Here is an 18,073-nt window from a genome sequence, read left to right as displayed (position 1 = left end):
GGTGAACCACAGACCCGATAAATTCCTGCAAAGCGCATTTGTGCGAAAGGCTGTTTTGACGCGGACGTTTGGGCTATGCTATGCCGATCTGAAACAACACATCCATTGGCTACATTTGTAGCTGTATTGAAAACAGGACCACTGTCTGCCATGCAAGAGCAATACCGCCCGGAAGAGATAGAATCAAAAGTCCAGCAACACTGGGACGAGAAGCGCACCTTTGAAGTAACCGAAGACGAGAGCAAAGAGAAGTATTACTGCCTGTCGATGCTTCCCTATCCTTCTGGTCGACTACACATGGGCCACGTGCGTAACTACACCATCGGTGATGTGATTGCGCGCTACCAGCGCATGCTGGGCAAAAACGTTCTGCAGCCCATCGGCTGGGATGCGTTCGGCCTGCCTGCAGAAGGCGCAGCGGTAAAAAACAATACGGCACCAGCACCGTGGACGTACGACAACATTGCCTACATGAAGAACCAGCTCAAAATGCTGGGCTTCGGCTATGACTGGAGCCGCGAGCTGGCAACCTGTACCCCGGAATACTACCGCTGGGAGCAGAAATTCTTCACCGAGCTGTACAAAAAAGGCCTGGTGTACAAGAAAACGTCTGCCGTTAACTGGTGCCCGAACGATCAGACCGTTCTCGCGAACGAGCAGGTTATCGACGGCTGCTGCTGGCGTTGTGACACCAAAGTTGAGCGTAAAGAGATCCCACAGTGGTTTATCAAAATCACCGCTTACGCTGACGAACTGCTGAACGATCTGGATAATCTGGATCACTGGCCTGACACCGTTAAGACCATGCAGCGCAACTGGATCGGCCGTTCTGAAGGTGTAGAGATCACCTTCAACGTTGAAAACTACGATCAAACGCTGACCGTTTACACCACCCGTCCGGACACCTTCATGGGTGCAACCTACCTGGCCGTGGCCGCAGGTCACCCGCTGGCGCAGAAAGCAGCCGAGAACAATCCGGAACTGGCCTCCTTCATCGACGAATGCCGCAGCACCAAAGTGGCCGAAGCCGATATGGCAACGATGGAGAAAAAAGGCGTTGCAACAGGCTTCTATGCCAAACACCCGCTGACAGGCGAAGCGATCCCTGTCTGGGTGGCAAACTTCGTGCTGATGGAATACGGTACAGGTGCGGTGATGGCCGTTCCAGGTCACGATCAGCGCGACTATGAATTTGCGACCAAATACAGCCTGCCTATCAAGGCGGTTATTCTGGCTGCCGATGGCTCCGAGCCGGATCTGTCCGAACAGGCACTGACCGAAAAAGGCACGCTGTTTAACTCCGGTGAATTCAGCGGTCTGAGCTTCGAAGATGGCTTCAACGCCATTGCCGACAAACTGGCTTCTCTGGGCGTAGGTGAGCGTAAAGTGAACTTCCGTCTGCGCGACTGGGGCGTTTCCCGTCAGCGTTACTGGGGTGCGCCAATCCCAATGGTAACCCTGGAAGATGGCACTGTGATGCCAACGCCGGAAGATCAGCTGCCGGTTATCCTGCCGGAAGACGTGGTCATGGACGGTATCACCAGCCCGATCAAAGCCGATCCTGAGTGGGCAAAAACCACCGTAAACGGCCAGCCTGCGCTGCGTGAAACCGACACCTTCGACACCTTTATGGAGTCCTCCTGGTACTATGCGCGCTACACGTGCCCGCAGTATCAGGACGGTATGCTGGATTCCGATGCAGCAAACTACTGGCTGCCAGTGGATATCTACATTGGCGGTATCGAACACGCCATCATGCACCTGCTCTACTTCCGCTTCTTCCACAAACTGATGCGTGATGCAGGCATGGTGAACTCTGACGAACCTGCGAAACAGCTGCTGTGTCAGGGCATGGTTCTGGCGGATGCGTTCTATTATGTCGGCGTGAACGGCGAGCGTAACTGGGTTTCTCCGGTAGATGCTATTGTTGAGCGCGATGAGAAAGGCCGTATCGTCAAGGCGAAAGACGCTGAAGGTCATGAACTGGTGTATACCGGCATGAGCAAAATGTCCAAGTCCAAAAACAACGGCATCGACCCGCAGGTGATGGTTGAACGTTACGGTGCGGATACTGTACGTCTGTTCATGATGTTTGCCTCCCCGGCAGACATGACCCTGGAATGGCAGGAATCAGGTGTTGAGGGTGCTAACCGCTTCCTGAAACGCGTCTGGAAACTGGTTTACGAGCACACTTCTCAGGGCGATGCACCAGCACTGAACGTGGCCGCGCTGTCTGAAGATCAACAGGCGCTGCGTCGTGATGTTCATAAAACTATTGCGAAAGTAACCGATGATATTGGTCGTCGTCAGACCTTCAATACCGCAATTGCGGCTATTATGGAACTGATGAACAAGCTGGCGAAAGCCCCGCAGGAAGGCGAGCAGGATCGTGCCTTAATGCGTGAAGCGTTGCTGGCCGTTGTCCGTATGCTGAACCCGTTCACCCCGCACGCCAGCTTCACTCTGTGGCAGGAGCTGAAAGGTGAAGGCGATATCGACAACGCACCGTGGCCAGTGGCTGACGAATCTGCCCTGGTAGAGAACACCACGCTGGTTGTGGTGCAGGTGAACGGCAAAGTACGCGGTAAAATTACCGTTGCGGTCGATGCAACCGAAGAACAGGTTCGCGAGCGCGCAGGTCAGGAACATCTGGTCGCGAAATATCTTGAGGGCGTTACCGTACGTAAAGTGATCTACGTACCGGGTAAATTGCTGAATCTGGTCGTTGGCTAAGCGCGGGAGGAAACGTGCGACAACTGGCAACAATACTCTTATCTCTGGCGGTGCTTGTCACCGCTGGTTGTGGCTGGCACCTGCGCAATACCACGGCAGTGCCTGCCCAGATGAAAACCATGATCTTCGACTCGTCGGATCCGAATGGCCCACTCAGCCGGGCAATTCGTAGCCAGCTGCGTCTGAATGGCGTTGAGCTTATCGAGAAAGGCACGCTGCGCCAGGATGTACCATCTCTCCGTGTTCTGGGTATGACCCTGAGCAAAGATACGGCGTCTATCTTCCAGGACGGCCATACCGCAGAGTACCAGATGGTTATGTCGGTCAACGCAGCAGTACTGATCCCGGGTAAAGATATCTACCCAATCAGCACGAAAGTGTACCGTTCGTTCTTTGATAACCCACAAACTGCGCTGGCAAAAGATGCCGAGCAGCAAATTATCATCAACGAAATGTACGACAAGGCAGCAGAACAGCTGATCCGTAAACTGCCAAGCATTGCAGCGTCGACGAAAGAAGGCACTGATATCATCGAAAAACCGGATGCTGACACGCCTCCTGTTTCTACCTCGATGGGTAACTGATGATCAGGTTGTATCCTGAACAACTCCGCGCGCAGCTCAGTGAAGGGCTGCGCGCGGCGTATCTGCTTCTCGGGAACGATCCATTACTGCTTCAGGAAAGCCTCGACGCCGTCCGCCATGCGGCAGCCACTCAGGGCTTTGATGAACACCACACGTTCCAGCTGGATAACAACACCGACTGGAATGCCCTCTTCTCACTTTGCCAGGCGATGAGCCTGTTCGCATCGCGCCAGACAATCCAGATCCTGCTGCCAGAAAGTGGCCCTAATGCGGCCCTCAACGAGCAACTGGCCACGCTGGTCAGCCTGTTACATAGCGATCTGCTGCTGATTGTTCGCGGCAACAAGCTCACCAAAGCGCAGGAAAACGCAGCATGGTTTACCCAACTGGCGACTAGCTCAGTACTGGTCACCTGCCAGACGCCTGAGCAGGCGCATTTGCCTAAATGGGTGGCAGCGAGAGCGAAGCAGAACAACCTTCAGCTGGATGATGCGGCGAATCAACTGCTGTGCTACTGCTATGAAGGTAACCTGCTGGCACTGGCTCAGGCACTGGACAGACTTGCCCTGCTGTGGCCGGACGGCAAACTGACCTTGCCACGCGTGGAGCAGGCCGTTAACGATGCCGCACACTTTACGCCGTTCCACTGGGTTGATGCGTTGCTGTCCGCGAAGAGTAAACGCGCCCTGCATATTTTGCAGCAGCTACGGCTTGAAGGTAGCGAACCGGTCATTTTACTGCGTACGCTCCAGCGTGAACTGCTGTTGCTGATCAATCTCAAACGCCAGTCTGCGCATACGCCACTGCGTTCATTGTTCGATAAACATCGCGTATGGCAAAACCGCCGGGTAATGACCACCGAGGCTATCAACCGTCTGAGCAATGAACAGCTACGCCAGGCGGTACAGTTGCTGATGCGCGCAGAGCTAACGTTAAAGCAAGACTACGGTCAGTCGGTCTGGTCCGAACTGGAAAGCCTTTCTCTGCTGCTCTGCCATAAGGCGCTGGCAGACGTATTTATCGATGGATAGTATGCATTCTCTTCAGGCACTGTATGGTGGTACCTTCGACCCGGTGCATTACGGGCATCTGAAGCCGGTTGAAACCCTGGCGAATCTGATTGGCCTGCAGCACGTCATCATTATGCCCAATAATGTCCCGCCGCACCGTCCCCAGCCCGAAGCAAGCAGCGAGCAACGTAAAGAGATGCTGGCTCTGGCCATTGCAGATAAACCGCTTTTTAGCCTTGATGAGCGCGAACTGCGCCGCGACACCCCCTCCTGGACGTCGCAGACGCTACAGGAGTGGCGGGCCGAACAAGGGCCGCACAAACCGCTGGCCTTTATTATTGGCCAGGATTCACTGCTCAACTTCCCCAGTTGGTATCAGTATGAAACCATCCTGGAGAACAGCCATCTTCTCGTCTGCCGTCGCCCCGGTTATCCGCTAACCATGCGCGAAGAGCAGCACCAGCAGTGGTTTGAAGACCATCTGACGGACAATGTGGAAGATCTGCATAATCACCCTGCCGGGAAAATTTATCTGGCGGAAACGCCGTGGTTTGATATTTCAGCCACCCTGATCCGCGAACGCCTGCAGCACGGTTTAGCCTGTGACGATCTGCTGCCGTCGTCAGTGCTGGCGTATATCCATCAGCACGGGCTGTATCAGAAAAGCACAGATGCATAACCGTGGATACGAAAAAGCACGTTATTGATTATCCTGCCTTGACAGGTTAAGCCATACTGTTATCCTCCGCTGCCAGACTTTCCCGCCGGTACATTGCTTTACAGAAATTGTTTTACAAAAATGGCGATGCAATCTCAGGCGGAGGGTGGGATGATACCCGCCTTCAAAAGCCCGGCCGGTGACATTTGTCCCGACACTGGCGTCAGTTCAGGTATACTGTCTGGCCACGAATTCATAGTTACACAATCTCATTCACCCAGGGGGAAAACTTGCAGGGTAAAGCACTCCAGGATTTTGTTATCGACAAAATTGATGACCTGAAAGGTCAGGACATCATCGCTATCGATGTTAAGGGTAAATCCAGCATCACCGACTGCATGATTATCTGCACCGGTACATCTACTCGCCATGTTGTTTCAATTGCTGATCACGTTGTTCAGGAATCTCGCGCAGCAGGGCTGTTACCGCTTGGCGTTGAAGGTGAAGCGACCGCTGACTGGGTGGTTGTTGATCTTGGCGATGTGATTGTCCATGTCATGCAGGAAGAGAGCCGTCGCCTGTATGAGCTGGAAAAACTCTGGGGTTAATGCGTGAAGTTGCAGCTGGTCGCCGTCGGCACCAAAATGCCAGACTGGGTACAAACCGGTTTTACTGAGTATCTGCGTCGTTTCCCGAAAGATATGCCGTTCGAACTGGTGGAGATCCCCGCCGGAAAGCGCGGCAAGAACGCCGATATCAAACGTATTCTCGATAAAGAGGGTGAGCTGATGCTGGCAGCCGCAGGCAAAAACCGCATCGTCACCCTCGATATTCCAGGCAAACCCTGGGATACACCGCAGCTGGCGCACGAACTGGAGCGCTGGAAGCAGGATGGTCGCGACGTCAGTCTGTTGATTGGCGGGCCTGAAGGGTTGTCCCCTGCCTGCAAAGCAGCGGCAGAACAAAGTTGGTCTCTCTCCGCGTTGACGCTTCCCCACCCGCTCGTTCGGGTTCTGGTGGCAGAAAGCCTGTATCGCGCGTGGAGTATTACGACTAACCACCCCTATCACCGCGAATAGTGACTTGACCAGGGTAGATTAAGCAGCGGATGAAACTACAGAATTCTTTTCGCGACTATACGGCTGAGTCCGCGCTGTTTGTGCGCCGGGCGCTGGTCGCCTTTACGGGGGTTTTGCTGCTTACCGGCGTGCTGATCGCCAACCTTTATAATCTGCAAATTGTCCGTTTTACGGATTACCAGACGCGCTCAAACGAAAACCGTATCAAGCTGGTGCCTATCGCCCCCAGCCGCGGCATTATCTACGACCGTAACGGCACACCGCTGGCGTTAAACCGCACCATCTATCAAATTGAGATGATGCCGGAGAAAGTCGATAATGTGCAGGATACGCTGGATGCGCTAAAAAACGTTGTCGATCTCAACGATGACGATATTGCCGCCTTTAAGAAGGAACGTGCCCGTTCGCACCGTTTCACCTCTATTCCGGTCAAAACGAACCTGACAGAAGTCCAGGTCGCGCGTTTTGCCGTAAACCAATACCGTTTTCCCGGCGTAGAAGTCAAAGGCTATAAGCGACGCTATTACCCGTATGGCTCTGCGCTGACGCACGTGATTGGCTACGTATCCAAGATTAACGATAAAGACGTCGACCGTCTCGATAAAGACGGCAAGCTGGCGAACTACGCCGCCACGCACGATATCGGTAAACTGGGGATCGAACGCTATTATGAAGATGTCCTGCACGGACAGACCGGCTATGAAGAGGTTGAAGTCAACAACCGCGGCCGCGTTATTCGCCAGTTGAAAGAGGTGCCGCCGCAGGCGGGACATGACGTCTATTTAACGCTCGACCTTAAGCTCCAGCAATATATCGAAACACTACTGGCCGGTAGCCGTGCAGCCGTTGTCGTCACCGATCCTCGTACCGGCGGCATTCTGGCGATGGTTTCCATGCCAAGCTACGACCCAAACCTCTTTGTTGATGGCATCTCCAGTAAAGACTACTCCGGTCTGCTTAATGACCCGAACACCCCGCTGGTGAACCGTGCGACGCAGGGGGTTTACCCTCCGGCATCAACGGTTAAACCGTACGTGGCCGTCTCGGCGTTGAGCGCGGGCGTCATCAACCGTAATACCAGCCTGTTTGACCCGGGTTGGTGGCAGCTACCGGGTTCCGATAAGCGCTACCGCGACTGGAAAAAATGGGGTCACGGTCATCTGAACGTCACCAAGTCGCTGGAAGAATCTGCGGATACCTTCTTCTACCAGGTGGCGTATGACATGGGTATCGACCGCCTCTCGGAGTGGATGAGCAAGTTCGGCTACGGACATTACACCGGTGTTGACCTCGCCGAAGAGCGTTCAGGCAACATGCCAACCCGCGAATGGAAGCTGAAGCGCTTTAAAAAGCCGTGGTACCAGGGTGATACCATTCCGGTGGGGATCGGTCAGGGCTACTGGACAGCCACACCGCTGCAAATGAACAAAGCGATGATGATCCTCATCAATGATGGCGTGGTGAAAGTGCCTCACCTGCTGATGAGCACGGTTGAAGACGGCAAAAAAGTGCCGTGGAACCAGCCCCATGAAGCGCCAGTGGGTGACATTCACTCCGGCTTCTGGGAAATCGCCAAAGACGGGATGTACGGCGTAGCAAATCGTCCGAACGGTACAGCACATAAGTATTTTACCGGAACGCCGTATAAGGTGGCCGCCAAATCAGGTACCGCTCAGGTCTTTGGTCTGAAGGCGAATGAAACCTATAACGCGCACAGAATTGCTGAACGTCTGCGTGACCATAAACTCATGACAGCGTTTGCTCCTTTTGATAACCCGCAGGTTGCGGTAGCAATGATTCTGGAAAACGGTGGTGCTGGACCGGCGGTAGGTACCATCATGCGCCAAATCCTCGACCACATTATGCTGGGCGATAACAACACCGAACTGCCGACTGAAACCCCGGCATCCGCTGCGGCGGAGGACCAATAATCATGACGGATAATCCAAATAAAAAATCGCTGTGGGATAAAATCCACATCGACCCAGCGATGCTTCTGATTCTGCTGGCTTTGCTGACCTACAGCGCGCTGGTTATCTGGAGCGCCAGCGGCCAGGACATCGGCATGATGGAGCGTAAAATTGGTCAGATCGCAATGGGTCTGGTCATTATGGTCGTCATGGCGCAAATACCGCCACGCGTCTACGAAGGCTGGGCACCCTATCTCTACATTTTCTGTATTATCCTGCTGGTCGCCGTAGACGCCTTTGGTGCGATCTCAAAAGGGGCTCAGCGCTGGCTTGATCTGGGGGTTGTGCGCTTCCAGCCGTCTGAAATTGCTAAAATTGCCGTACCCTTGATGGTGGCGCGCTTTATCAACCGCGACGTCTGTCCACCTTCGCTAAAAAACACCGCAATCGCACTGGCGCTAATTTTCCTGCCAACATTGCTGGTAGCAGCACAACCTGACCTCGGCACCTCAATTCTTATCGTCCTGTCCGGCCTGTTTGTACTGTTCCTGTCGGGGCTAAGCTGGCGTCTGATTGGTATCGCAGTGGTGCTGATCGCGGCCTTTATCCCTGTACTCTGGTTCTTCCTGATGCATGATTACCAGCGCCAGCGCGTCATGATGCTGCTCGATCCAGAAACCGATCCGCTGGGCGCGGGCTATCATATTATTCAGTCGAAGATTGCTATTGGCTCCGGTGGCCTGCGCGGTAAAGGCTGGCTGCACGGAACCCAATCGCAGCTGGAATTCTTGCCGGAACGCCACACCGACTTTATCTTTGCGGTACTGGCGGAAGAGCTGGGACTGGTTGGCATCTTAATCCTGCTGGCGCTTTACGTGCTACTGATCATGCGAGGACTGTGGATTGCCGCACGCGCGCAAACCACCTTTGGCCGCGTCATGGCGGGCGGGTTGATGTTGATTTTATTCGTTTATGTCTTCGTAAATATTGGTATGGTGAGTGGTATTCTGCCGGTTGTAGGCGTACCGCTACCGCTGGTGAGTTACGGAGGCTCGGCACTGATCGTGTTGATGGCCGGGTTTGGTATCGTGATGTCGATCCATACTCACAGAAAAATGTTGTCAAAAAGCGTATAAAAATAAGGGGATAGGAATGCGTAAGCAGTGGCTGGGTATCTGCATCGCAGCAAGTTTACTTGCGGCCTGTACAAATGATGGTCAGCAACAGGCGACTGTCGCGCCGCCGCAGCCTGCTGTCTGTAATGGCCCGATTGTTGAAATCAGCGGAGCCGATCCCGTTTACGAACCGCTGAATGCCAGCGCGAATCAGGATTATGAGCGCGACGGCAAGAGCTACAAAATCGTTAAGGATCCTTCCCGTTTCAGCCAGGCTGGCTTTGCCGCCATTTATGATGCTGAACCCGGTAGCAACCTGACCGCATCAGGTGAAGCGTTCGACCCGGTGCAGATCACGGCGGCACACCCAACGCTGCCCATTCCGAGCTATGCCCGCATCACTAACCTGGCAAATGGCCGAATGATCGTGGTACGCATCAACGATCGTGGTCCATACGGTAACGACCGTGTAATTTCGTTGTCTCGCGCTGCAGCAGACCGTCTGAACACGTCGAACAATACCAAAGTCCGTATCGACCCAATTATCGTGGCGCAGGACGGCTCGCTCTCCGGGCCGGGTACGGCCTGTACGACTGTGGCGAAACAGACGTACGCCCTTCCCGATCGCCCGGATCTGAACGGCGGAATGGGGAGTGCCTCTTCCCCCGCTGAGCCTGCTCAGGCAGGGGGAGATGTCCACGCAATCAGCAACGATACGCTGCAAAGCGATGACAGCACGGGTGCACCGGTAAAGAGTAGCGGCTTCCTGGGGGCTCCGACGGCCTTAGCCCCGGGCGTACTGGAAGGCAGCGAACCGACGCCAGCTCCTGTTGCCACTCCTGTCACGCAGTCCACTCCTGTCACACAGCCCGCGCCTGTCACGGCTCCAGCCAGCACGCCTGGTACAGCCGTTTCTGCTCCTGCAGCTGCCAGCGGTGGTTTCGTGGTTCAGGTGGGTGCGGTCAGCGATCGGGCACGTGCGCAGCAGTATCAGCAACGCTTAAGCCAGCAGTTTGGTGTACCTGGGCGCGTTGAGCAAAACGGAGCCGTCTGGCGTATTCAGATGGGGCCGTTTGCCAGCAAATCACAGGCCGCCTCCCTGCAGCAGCGTCTGCAAAATGAAGCGCAACTGCAGTCCTTTATTGCTGTTGCGAAGTAAGTAATCGGCGGTATCCGAATTGTCGGTTTGTGTAACTCACGTTCACAAAGTCATACTGAAAGTCGGATGCCTGCCTGTATAGCATTTGCTATAGTAAGGCACTTTTTTTAATTCCATCACGGATGTCGTAGTTCTGACCATGAAGACCACTTTTTCTGCTCGTTTTGTGCAGCGCATGGCGCTGACCACGGCCCTTTGCGCAGCTGCTCTTTCTGCAGCTCACGCCGATGACCTGAATATCAAGACCATGATCCCTGGCGTTCCGCAAATAGACGCGGAATCCTACATCCTGATCGATTACAACTCTGGCAAAGTTCTGGCAGAACAGAATGCCGACGCTCGCCGCGATCCGGCCAGCCTGACCAAAATGATGACCAGCTATGTTATCGGTCAGGCCATGAAGGCAGGTAAATTTAAAGAATCCGACATGGTGACGATCGGTAACGATGCCTGGGCAACCGGAAACCCGGTGTTCAAGGGTTCATCACTGATGTTCCTGAAACCTGGCATGCAGGTTCCTGTTTCTCAGCTGATCCGCGGTATTAACCTGCAGTCCGGTAACGACGCCTGTGTCGCAATGGCTGATTTCTCGGCAGGCAGCCAGGATGCGTTTGTCGGTCTGATGAACAGCTACGTTACTGCACTCGGCCTGAAAAACAGCCACTTCCAGACCGTTCACGGCCTGGATGCCGATGGGCAGTACAGTTCAGCACGCGACATGGCGCTGATTGGCCAGGCGCTGATCCGTGACGTGCCGAACGAATACTCCATTTATAAAGAGAAAGAGTTCACCTTCAACGGGATCCGCCAGACCAACCGTAACGGTCTGCTGTGGGATAACAGCCTGAACGTTGACGGCATCAAAACGGGCCATACCGACAAAGCCGGTTACAACCTGGTGGCCTCTGCCACAGAAGGTCAGATGCGTCTGATCTCTGCCGTGATGGGTGGCCGTACCTTTAAAGGCCGTGAAACAGAAAGCAAAAAACTGCTGACCTGGGGCTTCCGTTTCTTCGAAACCGTGAACCCACTGAAAGCAGGCAAAGAGTTCGCCTCTGAGCCAGTCTGGTTCGGTAACAACGACCGTGCTTCCCTGGGTGTGGATAAAGACCTCTACCTGACCATTCCTCGTGGTCGTATGAAGGATCTGAAAGCCAGCTACGTGCTGAACACCACCGAACTGCACGCACCGCTGCAGAAAAACCAGGTTGTGGGTACCATCAACTTCCAGCTGGATGGCAAAACTATCGATCAGCGCCCACTCGTTGTTCTGCAGGAAATTCCTGAAGGCAATTTCTTCGGCAAAATCATTGATTACATTAAGCTGATGTTCCATCACTGGTTTGGATAAAAATTGAACACTTGAAAGTGTGATTTTGATCCCCATATACTATGTATCAGTAAAACTCCCGCCCTGTGGCGGGAGTTATTATTTTTTACACATAAGCCGGAGCTGACATGAAAACCAAACTTAACGAACTGCTTGAATTCCCTACTCCATTTACTTACAAAGTAATGGGGCAGGCGTTGCCTGAGCTGGTTGATCAGGTGGTTGAAGTGGTACAGCGCCATGCGCCAGGTGACTACTCTCCAACCGTAAAACCAAGCAGTAAAGGTAACTATCACTCAGTTTCCATTACTATTACGGCTACACACATTGAGCAGGTTGAAACACTGTACGAAGAGTTAGGTAATATCGATATTGTTCGTATGGTGCTGTAACCCTCTGCGGTTACCCGGTTAGCCGGGTAACCCATCGCCCCCCTGTGATATACTCGCTTCACCTTTTGTCCCTCGTCTTCGGAGACGCTGTTTTGTACCAGGATAAAATTCTTGTCCGTCATCTCGGGCTGCAACCCTACGAGCCTGTCTCCCAGGCTATGCATGACTTCACCGACTCACGCGATGACACCACACCTGATGAGATCTGGCTGGTAGAACACCTGCCGGTATTTACCCAGGGACAGGCGGGAAAAGCCGAACACCTGTTGATGACGGGTGATATACCGGTCATTCAGAGCGATCGCGGCGGGCAGGTAACTTACCACGGCCCTGGCCAGCAGGTTATGTATGTCCTGCTTAACCTGAAACGCAGAAAGCTGGGCGTGCGTGAACTGGTGACCCTGCTGGAACAAACTGTCGTCAACACGCTGGCTGAATATGGTATTGATGCCCATCCGCGAGCCGATGCTCCGGGCGTCTATGTCGGGGAAATGAAGATCTGCTCACTCGGTCTGCGTATTCGTAAAGGCTGCTCATTCCACGGTCTGGCACTGAATATTAATATGGATCTTACGCCTTTTCAGCGCATTAACCCTTGCGGCTATGCCGGAATGGAAATGACGCAAATGCGCCAGTGGGTTGCAACTGCTACGCCAGATAATATTCGTCCCGTGCTGTTGAACAATATGTTAGCACTGCTTAACAATCCTCCTCACGAATATATCACTGCTTAATATATCATACCTCATGGCTCGATTATTTGACGGGCCACTGCTTATTTGCCGCTTTTACGCTTTACAATAATCCCCATCTTCTATATTTTCGAATCGCCCGAATATTAGCGTTACATATTATTTAACCTCAAGACAATGCTGCCTGCGGAACCAATGTAACTTGTCTGATAATCGCACAATTGTTTGTTTTTGATAAACAAGTGAAACACAACCAGCACTTTACGAATCTCTACAAGCATAATAAATAAATTCAACTATCATTCATATTGTGAATGTATACGGAGTGAAAGCGTGGTGTATCATAATTTACCAGCCAAGCGCCTGAATGAATCCGGTGGAGAAGACAAGCCGCAAATTTTTCGGACTTTACGTAATATTGATCTCAATTTACTGACCATTTTTGAGGCTGTATATGTCCACAAGGGTATCGTAAACGCTGCGAAAATTCTCAATCTCACGCCCTCTGCAATTAGCCAGTCAATTCAGAAATTGCGCGCTATATTTCCCGATCCGTTATTTATTCGTAAAGGTCAGGGCGTCACGCCAACGGCCTATGCCACGCATCTTCATGAGTACATCAGCCAGGGGCTGGAATCGATTCTGGGCGCACTGGATTTAACCGGAAGCTATGATAAACAGAGAACCATCACCATCGGCTGTACCCCTTCAGTAGGCGTGCAGGTGATGCCGGCGATCTTCCAGGCTATGAAATCCCATGTGCCACAGCTCCTGCTGCACAATGTTCCCCTCAACGAACCAGAAATTCAGCTTGCGCAGTTCCAGACCGACGTGGTGATTGATATTAGTCATTTCAGCGCCAGAGCACTGGGGCAACATGTTCTCTATGCCGACAGTCTGGTGCTTGTTTGTCGCCAGAACCACCCGGCGCTTAGCGAACCCCTGACCATTGAAAATCTGCGTAACTATGATCACTCGTCATTCATAACTGAAGGGCAAGCGCTGAATTCGCTACGCCAGCGTATTGATGAAATCTTCCCGGAACGCCAGATAAGTTTTAGCAGTTACAATATGTTTACCACCGCGTCCCTGATTGGCAGTAGCGACATGCTCTGCATCATGCCCTCCCGGCTGTATCACTTGCTACGTAAATGCTGGCCACTGGAGGAGATTCCGCTCAGCCAGCTCAATGCAGAATCCATTGAAATTTCACTGCATTACAACAAACTCAGTCTGCGCGATCCGGTACTGGAAAACGTTATCAATATCATCTGCCAGGCTTTCTGACAGGCTGGCGCAGCACAAGCCCCTGCCACATGCAGGGCAAAAGGCACAAAACAACAACTATTTTACAAATTGGCGATCTGGCAGGCTGCTTTATCGACCGTTTCAATGATATACTGCCTGTCGTTCGTTCAAAAATAGTTGATAAATACAACATTCCCTTGAATTGAAACGCTTTCCTTCGATATTCGCAACTGGAACACGCACGCTATGAGTAAACCCATTGTGATGGAACGCGGTGTTAAATACCGCGATGCCGATAAAATGGCCCTTATCCCGGTTAAAAACGTGGCTACAGAGCGCGAGGCGCTGTTAAGAAAACCGGAATGGATGAAAATTAAACTTCCGGCCGACTCTTCGCGTATCCAGGGGATCAAAGCGGCGATGCGTAAAAATGGCCTTCACTCTGTCTGTGAAGAAGCCTCTTGCCCGAACCTTGCTGAATGTTTCAATCACGGCACTGCGACGTTTATGATTCTGGGTGCAATCTGTACCCGCCGTTGCCCGTTCTGCGACGTTGCTCATGGTCGCCCTGTTGCACCTGATGCTAATGAACCACAAAAACTGGCACAGACCATCGCCGACATGGCGCTGCGCTATGTGGTGATCACGTCCGTTGACCGTGACGACCTGCGTGATGGCGGTGCTCAGCATTTTGCTGACTGCATTACGGCTATCCGCGAAAAAAGCCCAAACATCAAGATTGAAACTTTGGTTCCAGACTTCCGTGGCCGTATGGATCGTGCGCTGGATATCCTGACAGCGACGCCACCAGACGTGTTCAACCACAACCTGGAAAACGTACCGCGCCTTTATCGCCAGGTGCGCCCGGGCGCTGACTATAACTGGTCCCTGAAGCTGCTGGAACGTTTTAAAGAAGCGCACCCGGATATCCCGACGAAGTCCGGCCTGATGGTTGGTCTCGGCGAAACCAATGCTGAAATCATTGAAGTTATGCGCGACCTGCGCCGCCACGGTGTGACCATGCTGACGCTGGGCCAGTATCTGCAGCCAAGCCGCCATCACCTGCCGGTACAGCGTTACGTTAGCCCGGATGAGTTTGATGAGATGAAAGCCGAAGCCATGGCAATGGGCTTTACCCATGCAGCCTGTGGCCCGTTTGTTCGCTCTTCTTACCATGCCGACATGCAGGCAAAAGGCGAAGAAGTTAAATAATTCTGTAATATTTACTTACAGTAATGCAAAAAAACCGGCCATCTGAGCCGGTTTTTTTTCGCAAGCCCTCAGGCATTGCTGTTACTCTTTGTGAGAAAGCTTCTCTGCCGGGACGTCATCTTCGGCGCTTTTCTTCGCCGCTGCATCGTCGTCGTTCATCGCTTTCTTAAAGCCTTTAATGGCGGCACCCAGGTCGCCACCCAGCGTGCGTAACTTCTTGGTACCAAACAGCAGGACGACCAGTGCGGCAACCACCAGCAGTTTGGTAATACTAATCTCACCCATAGATACCTTCTTTACATAAAACAGGCTGCATTCAGCGCCAAAAACCTGATTGTATTAACGGTCATTTAGCGCGAGCACACAATAGCAATCTGTAACAAGGTGAATCAAGCGTTGTTGAAAAAAACATCACAATAATTGCGGTGGCGCAAACCGACGGTTGCGAAGAACAGGTAATTGCTGGCGCGCAAGCGCAATCCTTTCTGAAATGATTTCCGTCAGCAGCAACACCGGCGCTTCCGCTGCTGCCGCAATGGTGATACCCAGGGGGTCAACCACTCTGCTTTGGCCGATATTTTTATTGCCGCACTCCCCTGCCGCCACCACATAACAGGTGGTATCCAGCGCACGTGCTGTAAGCAACGTCGCCCAGTGATGCTCTTTTAACGGCCCCTTCACCCACGCAGCGGGCAATACCAGAACATCCGCCCCCTGCAAGGCGAGGTTCAGAGCCAGATCGGGAAAGCGCACATCATAACAAGTCATCAACCCAATCTTAAGTCCATCAATTTCAAGCAACGGTGGAATGACATCGCCTGGGTCAACAAGCCGCGATTCCTGAATGCTGAACGCATCGTAGAGATGTAGCTTCGCATAGCGTGCGATGATGGCACCATCACGCAATACCACGAGCGTATTGATGGCGCGCCCCGGTGTTGAAGGGACGTGTACCGCCAAAACAGTCGTCATGGTATTACCCGCACTCTCCTGGCATAGCATGTTCAAAAACGGCCCCTCCAGCGACTGTGCCGACTTCACCGAGAGATCGGGGTCATTGTCATCCCGCGCCAGCAGCGCCTCGGGGAGCACCAGTAACGATGCGCCCTTCTGCCGTGCTTCAGCCATCAGGGAGAGACATTTTCGTGCATTCACCTCCCACTCTGGCGTCACCGCGAACTGCCCTACCGCAACATACATATTTGTCCCCTAAACATAAACAGCGTTACACTCGACGCTCTTACACATCAAATAGCAGGTATTTACAGTGTTTCAACTACTTTTAGCCGTTTTTATTGGTGGGGGCACAGGTAGCGTTGCACGGTGGTTCTTGAGTATGCGGTTTAATCCCCTGCATCAGGTTATTCCAATGGGAACGCTGGCCGCAAACCTGATTGGGGCATTTATCATTGGCATGGGGCTGGCCTGGTTTAACCGTATGACGCACATCGACCCGGTGTGGAAGGTATTGATTACCACCGGGTTCTGCGGCGGTTTGACCACCTTTTCAACCTTCTCTGCCGAAGTCGTTTTTCTGTTTCAGGAAGGCCGCGTCGGCTGGGCGCTGATGAACATTGCGATCAACATGCTCGGCTCTTTTGCGATGACCGGGATCGCATTCTGGTTATTTTCCTCTGCCAGTGCGCAATGACTGACGAAGCGTTAATGTTGGCTTAATTTTTCTCTGTCACTCTGGGTGTCATACAGAATGAGGGTGACAGAATGAAAGAGAGTTTGATGAGCGCAGGAATGGTGCTGTTGAGCGTGCTGATCATCGCCAGCTTCCTGAAAATGTATCTGATTGGTTGACTCAGAACGAAAAAAACCCGCTCAGTGAGCGGGTTTTGAAATTCTTGCTGACGCGTCTGAATTACAGAGCGATTACGTTAGCAGCAGAAGGGCCTTTGGCACCGTTAGTGATTTCGAACTCAACGCGCTGACCTTCAGCCAGAGTTTTGAAACCATTAGACTGGATTGCAGAGAAGTGTACGAACACGTCTTTGCTGCCATCTTCAGGAGTAATGAAACCGAATCCTTTGGACTCATTAAACCACTTAACGTTACCTTTAATCTTAGACATCAAAATTACCTTTACATTAAAAAACGACACAAATGCTGTGTCGGGTATCAGTACATCAATTGTGGGACGTTTTGTCCAGCGCTTCTTTGATAAAAAGTGACAAAAGTCGCGTTAATTTTTGTCGGACGTTTTTTATCCTTTATGATTCAACAACAGTGCGTTTTTTCACCAACATGTAAAGTTTTTTCAGTTAAAACTGAAAGCGCATCCACGCAAAGTAAACGTTACCGTTGTTGTATGTCCCCGGAATATACGTCATCTGGAACGTTGCGGGACCATAGCCAATAGAGGCTAACGGCAGCACTATCGGGAGCGGGATGTACTTCCAGTTGTCGCGCGCGGTAACCCCGGCGGTGTAACCCAGCCCAACGTGGAAGTTATCGTCCGCTAACGGACGCCAGGTTTTCTCCCAGCCATAACCGCCAATCGGTTCCCATTTATTGAAGGAGTCTTTAAACGCCATCAGATAGATACCGTGCCAGTTCCCTTTGTCATCCCAGCGTGACTGACCAAAACCAGCCCCCCAGGGACGCTCGTTGTAGTCGTCTGTTTTTTCTTTGTCATACGCAAAGCGTGCGTGCCACGTTATTGCCGGAATATAGAGATCATAGTGTTCCGGCTCTTTCCAGGTCTGTGAAACGTTATCCTTAAAGGTGGTGAACCAGCCTTTATCCGTCGCGTTGTCTTCTGCCTGCACAACAGAAGAGAACATTAACTGTCCAAAAATAAACAATAAAATCAGAAATAATTTATTACGTACGATCACAATGCAATTACCATTCTTAGTATTCGGCGCAAAGTTTACCATAAAATAGTTGAATCGTGTCTCAACAGACAACTACGTTATTCCTAATTAATAATACCTTTCCCT

At 52.3% G+C, this 18,073-nt stretch carries 19 protein-coding genes; 15 read left to right on the top strand and 4 right to left on the bottom strand.

The features are described from left to right. Positions 1-150: 150 nt before the first annotated feature. From leuS to lipA, 14 genes are all read left to right on the top strand, one after another. Positions 151-2,733, top strand: a complete 2,583-nt coding sequence (gene leuS / locus ACHHZ6_RS12425) for a leucine--tRNA ligase (RefSeq protein ID WP_182919591.1) — start codon at positions 151-153, stop codon at positions 2,731-2,733. Positions 2,734-2,747: 14 nt separating this feature from the next. Beyond that, positions 2,748-3,317 (top strand): LPS assembly lipoprotein LptE, encoded by a 570-nt coding sequence (gene lptE, locus ACHHZ6_RS12420; RefSeq protein WP_182274108.1) that lies wholly within the window; start codon positions 2,748-2,750, stop codon positions 3,315-3,317. Continuing rightward, complete coding sequence (gene holA / locus ACHHZ6_RS12415) at positions 3,317-4,348, top strand: DNA polymerase III subunit delta (protein WP_395122284.1); 1,032 nt, start codon at positions 3,317-3,319, stop codon at positions 4,346-4,348. The genes lptE and holA overlap by 1 nt, the downstream gene beginning before the upstream one ends. Continuing rightward, the gene (nadD, locus tag ACHHZ6_RS12410; protein ID WP_395122283.1) at positions 4,341-5,006 is read left to right on the top strand and encodes a nicotinate-nucleotide adenylyltransferase; all 666 of its coding nucleotides are present in this window, start codon (positions 4,341-4,343) and stop codon (positions 5,004-5,006) included. The genes holA and nadD overlap by 8 nt, the downstream gene beginning before the upstream one ends. 269 nt (positions 5,007-5,275) lie before the next feature. Then, a complete protein-coding gene (rsfS, locus tag ACHHZ6_RS12405; protein ID WP_003858696.1) occupies positions 5,276-5,593 on the top strand; it encodes a ribosome silencing factor in 318 nt (105 codons plus the stop codon). Between the two features lie 3 nt (positions 5,594-5,596). Then, entirely contained in the window at positions 5,597-6,064 is a 468-nt protein-coding gene (gene rlmH, locus ACHHZ6_RS12400; protein WP_003858701.1) for a 23S rRNA (pseudouridine(1915)-N(3))-methyltransferase RlmH, read from the top strand. A 29-nt stretch (positions 6,065-6,093) separates the two neighbouring features. Then, positions 6,094-7,995: a peptidoglycan DD-transpeptidase MrdA gene (mrdA, locus tag ACHHZ6_RS12395; RefSeq protein WP_182274104.1), complete on the top strand. Its 1,902-nt coding sequence runs from the start codon at positions 6,094-6,096 to the stop codon at positions 7,993-7,995. A 2-nt stretch (positions 7,996-7,997) separates the two neighbouring features. Beyond that, positions 7,998-9,110 (top strand): peptidoglycan glycosyltransferase MrdB, encoded by a 1,113-nt coding sequence (gene mrdB / locus ACHHZ6_RS12390; protein ID WP_182274103.1) that lies wholly within the window; start codon positions 7,998-8,000, stop codon positions 9,108-9,110. A gap of 16 nt (positions 9,111-9,126) precedes the next feature. After that, complete coding sequence (rlpA, locus tag ACHHZ6_RS12385) at positions 9,127-10,248, top strand: endolytic peptidoglycan transglycosylase RlpA (protein ID WP_182919588.1); 1,122 nt, start codon at positions 9,127-9,129, stop codon at positions 10,246-10,248. Between the two features lie 139 nt (positions 10,249-10,387). Continuing rightward, entirely contained in the window at positions 10,388-11,599 is a 1,212-nt protein-coding gene (gene dacA, locus ACHHZ6_RS12380) for a D-alanyl-D-alanine carboxypeptidase DacA (RefSeq protein WP_182919587.1), read from the top strand. Between the two features lie 107 nt (positions 11,600-11,706). Further along, entirely contained in the window at positions 11,707-11,970 is a 264-nt protein-coding gene (gene ybeD, locus ACHHZ6_RS12375; protein WP_003022706.1) for a DUF493 family protein YbeD, read from the top strand. Positions 11,971-12,062: 92 nt separating this feature from the next. Further along, complete coding sequence (lipB, locus tag ACHHZ6_RS12370; protein WP_182274100.1) at positions 12,063-12,704, top strand: lipoyl(octanoyl) transferase LipB; 642 nt, start codon at positions 12,063-12,065, stop codon at positions 12,702-12,704. Positions 12,705-12,995: 291 nt separating this feature from the next. After that, positions 12,996-13,949, top strand: a complete 954-nt coding sequence (locus tag ACHHZ6_RS12365; RefSeq protein WP_182274099.1) for a YbeF family transcriptional regulator — start codon at positions 12,996-12,998, stop codon at positions 13,947-13,949. A gap of 207 nt (positions 13,950-14,156) precedes the next feature. Then, positions 14,157-15,122 carry a lipoyl synthase gene (lipA, locus tag ACHHZ6_RS12360; protein ID WP_182274098.1) on the top strand — a complete coding sequence of 322 codons (966 nt, stop codon included), beginning with the start codon at positions 14,157-14,159 and terminating at the stop codon, positions 15,120-15,122. An 81-nt stretch (positions 15,123-15,203) separates the two neighbouring features. Here the strand turns inward: lipA and tatE are convergent, their stop codons facing one another. Both tatE and ACHHZ6_RS12350 read right to left on the bottom strand, forming a co-directional pair. Beyond that, entirely contained in the window at positions 15,204-15,407 is a 204-nt protein-coding gene (tatE, locus tag ACHHZ6_RS12355; protein ID WP_014069320.1) for a twin-arginine translocase subunit TatE, read from the bottom strand. 126 nt (positions 15,408-15,533) lie between these two features. Further along, a complete protein-coding gene (locus ACHHZ6_RS12350; RefSeq protein WP_395122282.1) occupies positions 15,534-16,322 on the bottom strand; it encodes a deaminated glutathione amidase in 789 nt (262 codons plus the stop codon). Between the two features lie 67 nt (positions 16,323-16,389). Between ACHHZ6_RS12350 and crcB the strand changes: the two genes are divergently transcribed. Next, complete coding sequence (crcB, locus tag ACHHZ6_RS12345) at positions 16,390-16,773, top strand: fluoride efflux transporter CrcB (RefSeq protein WP_182274096.1); 384 nt, start codon at positions 16,390-16,392, stop codon at positions 16,771-16,773. Between the two features lie 219 nt (positions 16,774-16,992). Here the strand turns inward: crcB and cspE are convergent, their stop codons facing one another. Both cspE and pagP read right to left on the bottom strand, forming a co-directional pair. Continuing rightward, positions 16,993-17,202, bottom strand: a complete 210-nt coding sequence (gene cspE, locus ACHHZ6_RS12340; RefSeq protein ID WP_002439184.1) for a transcription antiterminator/RNA stability regulator CspE — start codon at positions 17,200-17,202, stop codon at positions 16,993-16,995. Positions 17,203-17,392: 190 nt separating this feature from the next. Continuing rightward, positions 17,393-18,010: a lipid IV(A) palmitoyltransferase PagP gene (pagP, locus tag ACHHZ6_RS12335; RefSeq protein WP_182274095.1), complete on the bottom strand. Its 618-nt coding sequence runs from the start codon at positions 18,008-18,010 to the stop codon at positions 17,393-17,395. Positions 18,011-18,073 lie beyond the last annotated feature (63 nt).

Source organism: Enterobacter cloacae complex sp. 2024EL-00214 (assembly GCF_043945575.1).
GTDB classification, from domain to species: Bacteria; Pseudomonadota; Gammaproteobacteria; order Enterobacterales; family Enterobacteriaceae; genus Enterobacter; species Enterobacter cloacae_P.
The sequence above is the reverse complement of the archived record's forward strand: the minus strand, read 5'-3'. Positions and strand labels throughout refer to the sequence as shown.

What these genes read in the sequence shown, in the direction of transcription:
- leuS (WP_182919591.1), top strand. Translation starts at nt 151, where the DNA reads ATGCAAGAGCAATACCGCCCGGAAGAGATAGAATCAAAAGTCCAGCAA.
- holA (WP_395122284.1), top strand. Translation starts at nt 3,317, where the DNA reads ATGATCAGGTTGTATCCTGAACAACTCCGCGCGCAGCTCAGTGAAGGG.
- nadD (WP_395122283.1), top strand. Translation starts at nt 4,341, where the DNA reads ATGGATAGTATGCATTCTCTTCAGGCACTGTATGGTGGTACCTTCGAC.
- mrdA (WP_182274104.1), top strand. Translation starts at nt 6,094, where the DNA reads ATGAAACTACAGAATTCTTTTCGCGACTATACGGCTGAGTCCGCGCTG.
- mrdB (WP_182274103.1), top strand. Translation starts at nt 7,998, where the DNA reads ATGACGGATAATCCAAATAAAAAATCGCTGTGGGATAAAATCCACATC.
- rlpA (WP_182919588.1), top strand. Translation starts at nt 9,127, where the DNA reads ATGCGTAAGCAGTGGCTGGGTATCTGCATCGCAGCAAGTTTACTTGCG.
- dacA (WP_182919587.1), top strand. Translation starts at nt 10,388, where the DNA reads ATGAAGACCACTTTTTCTGCTCGTTTTGTGCAGCGCATGGCGCTGACC.
- ybeD (WP_003022706.1), top strand. Translation starts at nt 11,707, where the DNA reads ATGAAAACCAAACTTAACGAACTGCTTGAATTCCCTACTCCATTTACT.
- lipA (WP_182274098.1), top strand. Translation starts at nt 14,157, where the DNA reads ATGAGTAAACCCATTGTGATGGAACGCGGTGTTAAATACCGCGATGCC.
- tatE (WP_014069320.1), bottom strand. Translation starts at nt 15,407, where the DNA reads ATGGGTGAGATTAGTATTACCAAACTGCTGGTGGTTGCCGCACTGGTC.
- ACHHZ6_RS12350 (WP_395122282.1), bottom strand. Translation starts at nt 16,322, where the DNA reads ATGTATGTTGCGGTAGGGCAGTTCGCGGTGACGCCAGAGTGGGAGGTG.
- cspE (WP_002439184.1), bottom strand. Translation starts at nt 17,202, where the DNA reads ATGTCTAAGATTAAAGGTAACGTTAAGTGGTTTAATGAGTCCAAAGGA.
- pagP (WP_182274095.1), bottom strand. Translation starts at nt 18,010, where the DNA reads ATGGTAAACTTTGCGCCGAATACTAAGAATGGTAATTGCATTGTGATC.